The 12,251-nt window shown below is 71.7% G+C and carries 11 protein-coding genes and 1 pseudogene; 6 read left to right on the top strand and 6 right to left on the bottom strand.

The genetic code is table 11. From position 1 onward, the window contains the following. Positions 1-73 precede the first annotated feature (73 nt). From J2Y70_RS02330 to J2Y70_RS02310, 5 genes and pseudogenes are all read left to right on the top strand, one after another. Positions 74-841: pseudogene (locus J2Y70_RS02330) on the top strand (DUF1365 domain-containing protein); the annotation flags it as partial. After that, on the top strand, positions 838-2,154 hold the full coding sequence (locus J2Y70_RS02325) for a cyclopropane-fatty-acyl-phospholipid synthase family protein (RefSeq protein ID WP_309912787.1): 1,317 nt from the start codon (positions 838-840) through the stop codon (positions 2,152-2,154). The pseudogene J2Y70_RS02330 and the gene J2Y70_RS02325, both read left to right, overlap by 4 nt. Next, entirely contained in the window at positions 2,151-2,702 is a 552-nt protein-coding gene (locus tag J2Y70_RS02320) for a DUF2878 domain-containing protein (protein ID WP_309912785.1), read from the top strand. The genes J2Y70_RS02325 and J2Y70_RS02320 overlap by 4 nt, the downstream gene beginning before the upstream one ends. Then, on the top strand, positions 2,699-3,481 hold the full coding sequence (locus J2Y70_RS02315; protein ID WP_309912783.1) for a DUF1295 domain-containing protein: 783 nt from the start codon (positions 2,699-2,701) through the stop codon (positions 3,479-3,481). The genes J2Y70_RS02320 and J2Y70_RS02315 overlap by 4 nt, the downstream gene beginning before the upstream one ends. Before the next feature lie 23 nt (positions 3,482-3,504). Continuing rightward, positions 3,505-4,581, top strand: coding sequence for a cyclopropane-fatty-acyl-phospholipid synthase family protein (locus J2Y70_RS02310; RefSeq protein WP_309912781.1), 1,077 nt, complete (start codon positions 3,505-3,507; stop codon positions 4,579-4,581). A 161-nt stretch (positions 4,582-4,742) separates the two neighbouring features. On the opposite strand, the gene J2Y70_RS02305 is transcribed toward J2Y70_RS02310, so the two are convergent. Together J2Y70_RS02305 and J2Y70_RS02300 are read right to left on the bottom strand one after the other, a co-directional pair. Continuing rightward, on the bottom strand, positions 4,743-5,087 hold the full coding sequence (locus J2Y70_RS02305; protein WP_263397774.1) for a RidA family protein: 345 nt from the start codon (positions 5,085-5,087) through the stop codon (positions 4,743-4,745). Next, positions 5,084-5,770, bottom strand: a complete 687-nt coding sequence (locus J2Y70_RS02300) for a DUF998 domain-containing protein (protein WP_309912779.1) — start codon at positions 5,768-5,770, stop codon at positions 5,084-5,086. The genes J2Y70_RS02305 and J2Y70_RS02300 overlap by 4 nt, the downstream gene beginning before the upstream one ends. Before the next feature lie 523 nt (positions 5,771-6,293). Here J2Y70_RS02300 and mprF point away from each other — a divergent pair. Then, a complete protein-coding gene (mprF, locus tag J2Y70_RS02295; RefSeq protein WP_309912778.1) occupies positions 6,294-8,861 on the top strand; it encodes a bifunctional lysylphosphatidylglycerol flippase/synthetase MprF in 2,568 nt (855 codons plus the stop codon). 260 nt (positions 8,862-9,121) lie between these two features. On the opposite strand, the gene J2Y70_RS02290 is transcribed toward mprF, so the two are convergent. The 4 genes from J2Y70_RS02290 to thpR form a co-directional block, all read right to left on the bottom strand. Beyond that, complete coding sequence (locus J2Y70_RS02290; RefSeq protein WP_309913251.1) at positions 9,122-10,528, bottom strand: AcvB/VirJ family lysyl-phosphatidylglycerol hydrolase; 1,407 nt, start codon at positions 10,526-10,528, stop codon at positions 9,122-9,124. Positions 10,529-10,695: 167 nt separating this feature from the next. Next, entirely contained in the window at positions 10,696-10,890 is a 195-nt protein-coding gene (locus J2Y70_RS02285) for an oxidoreductase-like domain-containing protein (protein ID WP_309912776.1), read from the bottom strand. A gap of 68 nt (positions 10,891-10,958) precedes the next feature. Next, a complete protein-coding gene (locus J2Y70_RS02280) occupies positions 10,959-11,561 on the bottom strand; it encodes a hypothetical protein (RefSeq protein WP_309913246.1) in 603 nt (200 codons plus the stop codon). An 8-nt stretch (positions 11,562-11,569) separates the two neighbouring features. Further along, the gene (gene thpR, locus J2Y70_RS02275; RefSeq protein WP_309912774.1) at positions 11,570-12,214 is read right to left on the bottom strand and encodes an RNA 2',3'-cyclic phosphodiesterase; all 645 of its coding nucleotides are present in this window, start codon (positions 12,212-12,214) and stop codon (positions 11,570-11,572) included. Positions 12,215-12,251 lie beyond the last annotated feature (37 nt).

Below are 12,251 nucleotides of genomic sequence, written 5' to 3'. Positions count from 1 at the left end.
CGTGTCCGCCCCGCCGGCTGGCGCCGTCCCGATAACGCCGGCGGCGGCGGGCACGACCACGCACGGCCTGCACAGCGCGCTGTACAGCGGCTGGGTCCGGCATCGCCGCTACGCGCCGAAAGCGCTGGCGTTCCGCTATCCGCTGTTCCTGATGTACCTGGATCTGGCCGAACTCGACCAGGTGTTCGCGCGGCGCTGGCTGTGGTCGGTGGGCCGCCGCAACCTGGTCGAATTCCGCCGCAGCGACTACCTGGGCGATCCGGCGCAGCCGCTGGACGAGGCGGTGCGCGACCGCGTGCAGCAGCACACCGGCGAGCGCCCGCTCGGCGCGGTGCGCATGCTGACCCACCTGCGCTACTTCGGCCATTGCTTCAACCCGGTCACGTTCTACTACTGCCACGACATGCAGCAGCGCCTGCACAGCATCGTCGCCGAGATCACCAACACGCCGTGGCGGCAGCGCCACGCCTACGTGCTGCCGGTGGCGGCGGCGCGCAGTCACGGCAGCGTGCATGCGTGGCGCTTCGACAAGCGCTTCCACGTCTCGCCGTTCATGGCGATGGCGCACGACTACGCGTGGCGCTGCAGCGCGCCCGGCGCGCAGCTGCGCGTGCACATGGAGGTGCTGGACGCCGCGCCGGCGGCCAGGCGCTTCGACGCCACGCTGGTGCTGCAGCGGCGCGAACTCAGCGGCGCCAGCCTGGCGCGCGCGCTGCTGCGCTATCCGGCGATGACCCTGCAGGTCGTGGCCAAGATCCACTGGCAGGCGCTGCGCCTGTGGCTGCGCGGCAATCCGGTGCACGACCATCCCGACCTTCCCCTTCCGCGAGAACGCCGATGAACGCTCCGCACGCGCCCTCTTCCGACGCCGTCGCGCTGGCCCCGGCGGCACCACCGCTGCGCGGCCTGGACCGCCTGCTGCGACGCCGCCTGTTCGCCACGCTGGACGGCCTGCGCGATGGCCAGTTGCGCATCGAGGAACCTGGCGCGATCACCACGCTGGGCAGCGCCGCGGCCGAGGGCGAGGCACTGCAGGCGCACCTGCGCATCCACGACCCGCGCTTCTACCGCCAGGCCGCGCTCAACGGCAGCGTCGGCGTCGGCGAGGCGTACATGGACGGGCTGTGGGACTGCGACGACCTGGTCGCGCTGGTGCGCCTGCTGGTGCGCAACCGCGACCGCCTGGATGCGATGGAGTCCGGCCTGGCGCGGCTCGGCGGGATGACGATGCGCAGCCTGCACGCGCTCACCCGCAACACCCGCGCCGGCAGCCGCCGCAACATCGCCGCGCACTACGACCTGGGCAACCCGCTGTTCGAGCTGTTCCTGGATCGCAACCTGATGTACTCCTCGGCGATCTTCCGCGACGCAGACGCCGCGCTCGGCGACGCCGCGCTGGAACGCGCGGCCGAACGCAAGCTGCAGCGCATCTGCGCCAAGCTCGACCTGCAACCGCACCATCACCTGGTGGAGATCGGCACCGGCTGGGGTGGCTTCGCGCTGTACGCGGCCACCCACCACGGCTGCCGCGTCACCACCACCACCATCTCGCGCGAGCAGTACGAGCTGGCACGCCAGCGCGTGGCCGCGGCCGGCCTGGGTGAGCGCGTCGAGGTGCTACTGCGCGACTACCGCGACCTGGACGGCCGCTACGACCGGCTGGTGTCGATCGAGATGATCGAAGCGATCGGCCACCAGTATCTGGACACCTACTTCGGCAAGGTGGGCGCGCTGCTGAAGGACGATGGCCAGGCATTGATCCAGGCGATCACCATCGAGGACCACCGCTACGCGCAGGCGCTGAAATCGGTGGATTTCATCAAGCGGCACATCTTCCCGGGCAGCTTCATTCCGTCGGTGGCGGCGATGACCGGGGCGATCGCGCGCGCCAGCGACCTGCGCCTGTTCAACCTGGAAGACATCGGCCCCAGCTACGCGCTGACCCTGCGCGCCTGGCGCCAGCGCTTCATGGCCAAACTGCCGCAGGTGCGCGCGCTGGGCTACGACGCACGCTTCATCCGCATGTGGGAGTTCTACCTGGCCTATTGCGAAGGCGGCTTCCTGGAGCGCTCGATCGGCGACGTGCACCTGTGGCTGAGCAAGCCGGGCGCGCGCCCGGCGCAGTTCGCGCCGGCGTTGGCGCACGACGCATGAGCAACCTGGCCAACTACGTCGCGCTGCAACTGCTGTGGCTGGCGGCGGTGATGGGCGCCGGACATGGGCTGGCCTGGTGCGGACCGGCGGCACTGGCGCTGTTCGCGCTGTACCAGTTGCAGCCGCGCCGCCGCGCGCGCGGCGATGCCACGCTGATGGCGCTGGCGCTGCTGCTCGGCGCCGGCGTCGACACCGCGCTGGCCGCCGGCGGCTGGGTGCGCTATGCGGCGGCGCTGCCGCCGGCGCCGTGGGCGCCGCTGTGGATCCTGGCGCTGTGGGCTGGCTTCGCGCTGACCTTCAACCATTCGCTGGCCTGGGTCATGCACCGCCCGTGGCGCGCGGCGCTGTTCGGCGCGGTGTGCGGCCCGCTCGGCTATGTACTGGCCGCGCGTGGCTGGCAGGCGGTGACGCTGGGCGCGCCGATGCTGCACGCCGTACTCGCGCTGGCGCTGGCCTGGGCGGCCGCGCTGGCCGTGCTGAGCCTGGCGACGCGGCGTCTGTCGGCGACGGCGCAGCCCGCGCCGCGCATCGCCGGAGCCGCGCCATGAACGCCTGGCCGCTGTTGCACGTCGGCCTGTTCACCGTGGTGGCGATGCTCGTCGGCTGGGCCTGGCAGCGGCGTACGCGCAACGCCGGCGTGGTCGACGTGCTGTGGGCCGCGTGCATGGCACTGGCCGCGGCGTACTGCGCCTGGCGCGCCGACGGCGCCGCGCTGCCGCGCGTGCTGACGGCCGCGATGGGCGCACTGTGGGGCGCGCGCCTGGCCTGGCACCTGGGCGTGCGCGTGTTCGGCGATGCGCACGAGGACGGCCGCTATCGCGCGCTGCGCGAACACTGGCACGGCGACCAGCGCCGCTTCCTGGCGTTCTTCCTCGGCCAGGCGCTGGTGGTGGTGGCGTTCGCGGTGCCGCTGTCGGTCGCCGCGCACAATCCGCTTCCGCAGTGGACGGTGTGGACCACGTTGGCGCTGCTCACCTGGCTGCTGGCGGTGGGCGGGGAAAGCCTGGCCGACCGCCAGCTGGCCGCGTTCCGCGCCGATCCGGGCAACAAGGGCAAGACCTGCCGCCGCGGCCTGTGGCGCTACTCGCGGCACCCGAACTACTTCTTCGAGTTCGTGCACTGGTTCGCCTACGTGTTCCTGGCGGTGGGCGGCGGCGCGCTGTGGGTCGGCGTCGCCGCGCTGGGGCCGCTGCTGATGTTCGCATTCCTGTACCGCGTCACCGGCATTCCCTACACCGAACAACAGGCGCTGCGTTCGCGCGGCCAGGACTACGCCGATTACCAGCGCCGCACCAGCGCCTTCTTTCCGTTGCCGCCGCGGCAATGATTCCGCTTCCAGGAGAACCGCCGATGTCCAGCACCTTCGCCACCTCGCCCCCGCCGTCGCTGCCGGCCGAACCGCTGGCCACGCGCATCGCCGAGTCCGGCCTGCTGCCCGATGCGCTGCTGCGCAGCGCGATGCGCAAGCTGTGCACGCAGCGCCTGCGCGAGGAGCGCAGTGGCGGCGCGGATGCGGCGTGGGAGCGCCAGCGCGGTTTCGTCGAAGCGCTGCGCGCCAGCGCCATCGCGATCGAGACCGACGCCGCCAACCGCCAGCACTACGAACTGCCGCCGCGCTTCTTCGAGCTGTGCCTGGGCAAGCGCCTGAAGTACAGCAGCTGCTACTGGGACGCCGGCACCGCCGACCTGGATGCGGCAGAAGAACGCATGCTGCAGCTGTACGCCGAGCGTGCGCAGCTGCGCGACCGCCAGCGCATCCTGGAACTGGGCTGCGGCTGGGGCTCGCTGACCCTGTGGATGGCCGAACGTTTCCCCGGCGCGCGCATCACCGCGGTGTCCAACTCGCGGCCGCAGCGCGAGCACATCGAGGCGCAGTGCCGCGCGCGAAGCCTGGACAACGTCAAGGTCGTCACCCACGACGCCAACACGCTCGCCTTGCCGACCGCCAGCTACGATCGCGTGGTCTCGATCGAGATGTTCGAGCACATGCGCAACTACCGCGAGCTGCTGGCGCGGATCGGCCACTGGCTGGTGCCCGGCGGCAAGCTGTTCGTGCACATCTTCTGCCACCGCGACCTGGCCTACCCGTTCGAGGTGCAGGGCGAGGACAACTGGATGGGCCGGCATTTCTTCACCGGCGGGCTGATGCCGGCGGCCGACACCCTGCTGCAGTTCCAGGACGACCTGTCGATCGAACGGCGCTGGCTGCTGTCCGGCGAACACTACGAGAAGACCGCCAACGCCTGGCTGCGCAACCAGGACCGGCACCGCACCGAACTGATGCCGGTGCTGGAAGCCACCTACGGCGCCGACGCCAGGATCTGGTGGCAGCGCTGGCGCATGTTCTGGATGGCCTGCGCGGAACTGTTCGGCTACGACCAGGGCCAGCAATGGGGCGTGGCGCATTATCGGTTCGTCAGGCGCTGAAGCGCCGGGATTCGGGAGTGGGGATTCGGGATTGGCAAAAGCAGGGCGCGTGCACTGAAGCGCGACGTGATACGGATCGGCCCCTGGACCGATCGCATGGTCAAGCGGCTGGAAGTGGGGATCGAATCCCCACTCCCCACTCCCCAATCCCGGCCTTCAACTCACACGGCAGCAGTAATCACGATCTCGACCTTCCACTCCGGATTGGCCAGCTTGGCCTGCACGGTGGCGCGGGCCGGGGTGCTGCCCGGGCAGACCCACGCCTCCCAGACCTTGTTCATTTCGGCGAACTCGGCCAGGTCGGTCATGAAGATTTCCGCGCGCAGGACCTTGCTCTTGTCGCTGGCCGCACGCGCCAGCAGTTCGTCGATCGCCGCCAGCACCTGGCGGGTCTGCCCGGCGATGTCGGCACTGGTGTCGTCGGCGATCTGCCCGGCCAGGTAGGCCACGCCGTTGTGCACGGTCATTTCCGACATGCGCGGGCCGGTATCGAAACGCTGGATCATGATGGGCTGTCCTGAAGAGGGGAAACGCTGCCATTGTCGCGCGATTGCGCCGCCGCTGCAGGACGCCACAACCGATACGCGGCCAGCAGCAGCCAGGCCAGGATCAGCACGATCGCCAGTTTCTGGGTCAGTCCGCGCGGCGGCGCGCGCCACAGCACGTGCAGCCACAGCGCCACGAACGCCGCGACTGCCAGCGCTGGCAAGGCGACGGCGGCGCCGCGCCAGCGCGGTTGCCGACGCAGCCACGCGCTCTGCAACAGCATGGCCGTGGTCACGCACAGGAATGCGGTCTGTGCCGACACCGCATGCAGCAACGGCGCCAGCAACGGTGCGCGCTGCGGCAGGTAGCTGTCGCCGATCGCCACGCCGCACAGGCCCAGCGCGGCCACCGCGAACAGCAGCGGCGGCGCGGCGCTGCGTGCCTGCGGCGGAGCCTGCGCGTACAGGCCGGCCGCCAAGGCGACGATGCCCGCCGCCAGCAGCACGTAGACCACGCGCAGCAGCAGCCCGCCGGGACCGTGCAGGTACAGGCTCAGCGTCGCCTGCTGCCAGTGCAGGTCGGTGCGCAGCAGTTGCAGCGCCAGCGCGGTACCGAGGAACGACAGGCACAGCACCGTGGCGAGCGCGCCGGCGGCGCACGGCCAGCGCGGCGGTGCGGGGACGAGGTCCATGGGCGACGGCATGGGCAGGGCTCCGGATCGGATCGGGGATGCGACGCGTGCGGCAGGTCCGCGCCGGCACCGTCGGCGCGCACCGACGCGGTACCGACGTGCGATTCCACTATGATGCGCGACGCCGGCGCCGCCGGCACAGCCCCCCAGGGTCGGTCGACGCCGTTGCAACAGGCCGCGCCATGTCTGGGCACGTACGGGTAAGGAAGAACGAGTTGATCGTATGCCGACAAGCCAGCACAGGATGACGCGGCCCGATGCGCGCCCAGGCACGGCCCGCCGGAGTGCCGCCGCCGGTGCCCGGGCGAGCGTGCGCGGCGCGAGCCGGCGGGCATGTTGCCGCGGCGCCGCGCATAGCAACATGGTCCGCCGCGGCCGCGCCGACCAGCCCTAGGCGACCCGACATCGCGATGGACCAGCCCCTCCCTGCTTGCAGGCTCGCCCCAGTGGCTGCCCGCACCGCCACCGCCCCACTGCGCAACGCCACCGGCGCGCGCGCGCTGCCGCCCTTCTTCTTCGCTTACGCTGCCCTGCAATGACCGACGCCGCACCTCCCGTTTCCTCCTCCCCGGCCGCTGGCTGGCGCCGTGCGCTGCCGGTAGTGATCAGCCTGGTGATCCTGGCGCTGGCGCTGCGCGCGCTGGCCACCGAGTTCAGCACCCACGGCTACGGCGCGATCCGCCACGCCTTCAACCAGCTCGGCGCCGGCCAGATCGCGCTAACCTTGCTGCTGGGCCTGAGCAGCTACGCCTGCCTGATCGGCTTCGACGCGATCGGCCTGCACCGCAGCGGACGCAAGCTGCATCCGATGCGGATCGGCGTCACCGCGTTCCTGGCGCATGCGGTCGGCCAGACCCTGGGCTTCGCCGCGCTCACCGGCGGCGCGGTGCGCCTGCGCGGCTACGGCCGGGTCGGGCTGAGCCTGGCCGAGATCGGCCAGGTGGTGCTGATGAGCACGCTCGGCTTCGTGTTCGGCGCGTGGCTGCTGCTGGCGCTTGCCCTGACCCTGGAGCCGGCGTCGGCCGCGCTGGCGTTGCCGCTGGCCGCGCCGGCGGTGCGCACGATCGGCATCGCGCTGCTGGCCGGCTTCGGCTTGATGCTGCTATTGGCCGGACGCGAGGGCCGCACGCTGCGCTGGCGCAGCCACGAACTGTGGCTGCCGGACCGGCGCACCACCCTCGGCGTGACCGCACTGAGCGTGGTCGAACTGGGCCTGGCCAGCGCCGCGTTCTACGTGCTGCTGCCGAACGAATCGGGCATCGAGTTCGTCGGCTTCGTCGGCCTGTACCTGGTCGCGGTGGTGGCCGGGCTGATGTCGACCGTGCCGGCCGGGCTGGGCGTGTTCGAATGGAGCCTGCTCAAGCTGCTGCCCGGCGTGGCGCCGGCGGCGCTGCTGGCGGCGGCGCTGATCTATCGCATCACCTACTACGTGGTGCCGCTGCTGCTGTCGGTGCTGATGGCCGCGGCCTCCGGCCTGCGCCGGCCGTTGGCGGCCAGCGCCGGCGGGGTGCGCGTGGCCTGGGGCACGCTGCGCCCGTGGCTGCCGCAGATCATCGCGATGGCGGTGTTCGCGGTCGGCGCGGCGCTGGTCATCGACGGCACCCTGCCGACCCCGAAGCGGCGCCTGGGCATGGCGCCGCTGTCGATCGTGGAGACCTCGCACCTGCTGGCCAGCCTCGGCGGCGTGGTGCTGCTGCTGATCGGCCAGGGCCTGCAGCGGCGCAGCCATGTGGCGTGGATGCTGGCGATCGGCATCTGCGTGCTGCTGCCGTTGCCGGCCTGGCTGCGCGGCGGCCACGCCTCGGTGGCGCTGTCCTCGCTGGTGGTGGCGGCCGGGCTGTGGGGCGCGCGCCGCGAGTTCTACCGCCAGGGTGCGCTGCTCGACGAGGCCTGGTCATGGCCATGGATCCGCAACCTGGGCCTGGTGCTGATCGCGACGGTGTGGCTGCTGTTCTTCGTCTACAGCCATGTCGAATACCAGAACGAGCTGTGGTGGCAGTTCGCCACTTCGGCCAACGCGCCGCGGGCGCTGCGCGCGGTGTTGCTGGTCAGCGTGGCGGTGGTGGTGTTCGGCATGGCACGGCTGCTGCACAGCACGCGCTCGCCGCTGCCGCCGGCCGATGCGGCGCAGCTGGACGCGCTGGCGCCGGTCCTGGCCACGGCCACCGACACCCAGGCCTGCCTGGTGCTGACCGGCGACAAGGCGCTGCTGCCGGCCGAGGACGGCCGGGGCTTCGTGATGATGCAGCGCTACGGCGGCTCGCTGGTGGCGATGGGCGATCCGGTGGGTCCGCAGGACGTCGCACGGGCGCTGATCTGGCGCTTCCGCGAGGAGGCCGACCGGCTCGGCCTGCGCCCGGTGTTCTACCAGGTCGGCGAGCAGCACTGGCAGACCTACCTCGACCTGGGCCTGACCCTGGTCAAGCTCGGCGAGGAAGCGATGGTGTCGCTGGAGGGCTTCCACCTGGAGGGCCGCGACCGCGCCGACCTGCGCCAGGCCTGGAACCGCGGCAAGCGCAGCGGACTGAGCTTCCGCATCGTGCCGCTGGAGGAGATCGATGCGCTGATGCCGGCGCTGGCCGAGGTCTCGCAGCAATGGCTGGAGGAAAAGGCCGGCGAGGAGAAGGGCTTCTCGCTCGGCAGCTTCGACCCGGCCTATCTGCGCCGTTTCCCGATCGCGGTGGTCGAGACCGAAGGCAAGATCGTCGCCTTCGCCAACCTGTGGCAGGCGCCGGCCGGGCACGAGCTGTCGGTGGACCTGATGCGGCACATCGCCGATGCGCCGAAGGGCACGATGGATTTCCTGTTCATCGAACTGTTCCTGTGGGGCCGCGACCAGGGCTACCAGCGCTTCTCGCTGGGCATGGCGCCGCTGTCGGGCCTGGCCCAGCATCGCCTGGCCGGGCGCTGGAACCGCTTCGGCAACCTGATCGTGCGCCACGGCGAACGCTTCTACGGCTTCACCGGGCTGCGCCGCTTCAAGTCCAAGTTCGCCCCGGTCTGGCGTACCCGCTACCTGGCCGCGCCCGGCGGCATGCACCTGCCGGCGGCGCTGCTGGACGTAACGCGGCTGATTTCGCTGGATCCGCGGAAGCCTGATTGACGGCCGGGATTCGGGATTGGGGATTCGGGATTGGTAGCCATTCGGTTGCGGAAGCAGGGATTCGGGGTGATGCCCCACGCGTATCGTGATCGAGCGGTTCGATCTAGCGCCTGGAAGCCACGACGCTCGTGGCTTCCAACGCATCCGCGCTGAGACGTTCACCCCAGACGGGTAAACGCTGGAACACCTGGCCTAAGGCGACCAACGCATGCGCGCCGTGCTCTTGCGAATCCCCAATCCCGACTCCCCAATCCCGGCCTTCAATCGATCCGCTGCAATATCTGCTTGGCCAACTCCGCGTAGTCGCCCTCGAAGTGATGATCGCCGGGCAGCTTCACCAGCTGCGCGCCGCCGCGCGGCAGGTCCGGGCACAGTGCGTCGTCGTCGTCCTCGCCGTAGATGCACAGGGTCTGCGCGCCCGGCATCTTCGCCACTTCCGGCGCGATCGGCAGGCCGTCGTCGCCGGAGCTGATCCAGTTGGAGACGTGGAATTCGTAATCGGCGGTCTTGCCCAGCGACAGCAGCGCGGTGGCCTGCACCTGCGCGCGCATCGGCGCCGGCAATTGGTTGTAGGCGGCCGGCAGCACGTCGGCGCCCTGCGAGAAGCCGATCAGCACCACCCGCCCGCGCCGCCACAGGCGGCTGTAGTGGCGGTAGATCCGGTCCAGGTCGGTGGCGAAGCCCTGCGGCGTGCGCTCGCTCCAGAAGTAGCGCAGCGAATCCACGCCGACCACCGGGATGCCGGCCTGCGCCAGCGCGCCGGCGACCTGCTGGTCGAGTCCGGCCCAGCCGCCGTCGCCGGACACGAAGATCGCGAACACCTCGCCATTGCCGGCCGCTGCGGTGTCGGCCGCGACCGGGACTTCCACCACCGGCAGTCCGGCCAGATCGGCCGGCGTCGGCGGCAGGCTGACCCCGGGTTGCGCGCCCAGCGAACGCACCGCCGCGCGCAACCCTGGCAGCGCATCGCCGCTGGCGCTGCGGCGGAACTGCCGCGCCTGCGGCACCTTCTGCACGAACGCATCGCTCTGCTGGCTGCAGCGCGTCGCCGGCTTGGCCGCGGCCGCCGCCAGCCACGGCAACGGCAACGTCGCCGGCTGCAGCGCGCGCGCCGGCGCGGTGATGCCGGCGCCGCAGATCTGGTCGTCCAGCACCTGCACCGGGCAGAAGTCCTCGGTGACCATGCCGGCCAGCAACTGCTTGGGCGCTTGCGCCGCGACCGCATAGGCCAGCGCGGCGCCGTCGCCATCGCCGACCAGCAGCGGCAGGTGGTAGGTGGGCATGTGGTAATAGGCCTGCACGTAGCGCGAGAAGTTCTCCACGTCGCCGGCAGAAAAGCCGCAGGTGCCGTCGATCTTGGCCAGCACCGCCTGCAGGTGCGCGCCGTCGATCACCGCGACCATCGCGCCGTCGCGGCGCAGCGCCTCGATCTGGCGCGCGCGCGCGGCGTCGCCGTGCTTGCCGCCGGCGAACCACAGCACCACGCGCTGCGCGTCGCCCTGCGGCAACAGCACCGGCACCTGTTCGAAGCGGCCGTGGCTGAGCTTTTCCGGGGCGGCGGCCGGTGCCGCCGGCGCTGCAGGCGTCGCTGCGCCGGGCGCCGCCGAGGCGGCCGCCGACGCGAGCAGCCCGGCCAACGCACTTCCCCACATCCATCCGCCACGCATTCGCATCATCCGGCAATCCTGAAAAGGCGTGTAAAGATAAGCCCGAACGGCGGCAGCGCGAAGCGCGGCGCCGGCGCCGGTTCATGCGAGGTACGTGAGCGCGCTGCCATGGCCTGCCGCTGCGGCTGCCGCACCCCACGCGGATGGCGGCGGCGCGCGGCAGGCGCTCACGCGTCCGGCGCGGCCTCGGGATGGCGCAGCCGCCATGCCGCCAGCGCCTGCCGATAGCGCTCCAGCTCCTCGTTGTACAGGTCATGGACGCACAGCGGGCAGCCGCTGTTGCAGCAGTCGCCGGGCGCCGGCGGCTCGGGTGGCTGCGGGCGCGGATCGGCCATGGCGGGGTCGGACGCGGGATCGGGCATCACGGTGCGCGGCGGAGGGCACGCCGGAGCGTGCGCACAGAGGCAAGTATCGAGCGCATAGCCACGGCTCAGCCGATCGCCTGGCGCAGGTTGGCGCGGGCGGCCGCGTCGTAGCGCGCATGGAACCAGTCGCTGAGGAAGATGCGCGGCTGCGCCAGCACCGTCTTCAGGAACGCGCGGCGCTTGCGCCGGTACAGCCAGCCCGGCACCACCCCGCGGTACTCCTCGGCGATGGCGGCGTCGTAGGCGGCGAACGCGGCGGGATCGGCGCCGAGGATGGCCATGTCGCAATCCAGGAACAGCGCCGCCTCGGCGTCCACCGCGGCGGCCGACAGCTGCCCATGGCGCGCGGTCAGCTCGATCAGCGCGGTCACGCGCGCCGCGTCCAGCCCGGCATCGTGCAGCCATTGCGCGATCGCCGCCTGCGCCAGGCGCGCCGACTGCGCCTCGTTGTCGCCGCGCCCGGCCTGGTACACCGCGTCGTGGTACAGCACCGCCAGGTAGACCTCGCGCGGCTGCCGCCAGCCCACCGCGTGCGCGACGTCGGCGTAGTGTCCCAGCACCGCCTGCACGTGGCCGAAGTGGTGATACGCGCGCGGCGGCGCGGCATAGGCCGCCTGCAGCTGCGTCCATTGCGCGTCGGGCAGCACCAGCGGCGCCGGTTCGCGCATCGGATCGCTCATCGGTTCGCTCCGCCGTCGCCCGCTTCGCAGGCCGGGTCCGCGCGCAGCGGCCAGGTCGCTTCGTGCAGATAGCGTCCCTGCCCCTGCACGCTGCGGATCAGGCTCAGCGTGGCGACCGTCCAGCGCAGTTCCGGCACCGGCTGCGGCGGCACCTCGCGCTCGTCGTAGGCCAGGGTGAGGTGCGGGACATAGGCCGCATCGGCGCGCGTGGCCAGGCCGTGGCGGCCGAGCTGCCGCTGCAGCGCCTCGCGCAGCTGGCGCAGCGCTGCCGGTTCGGCGTCGCCGAGCAGCACCAGCGGCCGCGCACCGGTCCGGTTGCCGAAGCTGGCGACCCGGTCGAAACACAGCTCGAACGGCGCCGACGCCAGCGCCTGTCCGGCGCCATGCGCCTGCTGCAGCAGCCGCGGCGGGATGCCGGCGTATTCGCCGAGATAGTGCACGGTGACATGCAGGCGTTCGGGCGGCAGCGCTCGCCCGCGCAGGCCGTGCGCCGCGCGCAGGCGCTCGCCCAGCGCGAACGCGCGCTGCGCGGTGGCAGGGTCCGGCAGCAGCGCGAAGAACAGGCTCTCGCGCGGTGCCGGCGCGGCGAAGCCCAGCGAGAACTGTGCGCCTGCGGGGGAAGCATCGTGGGCCATCGGCATGGTGCGGCGAAAAACCGCGAACGCTCGGCAATGGATC

The organism is Xanthomonas sp. 1678 (assembly GCF_031455575.1).
Classification (GTDB): Bacteria; Pseudomonadota; Gammaproteobacteria; order Xanthomonadales; family Xanthomonadaceae; genus Xanthomonas_A.
This window is presented reverse-complemented; position numbering and strand designations above follow the sequence as displayed.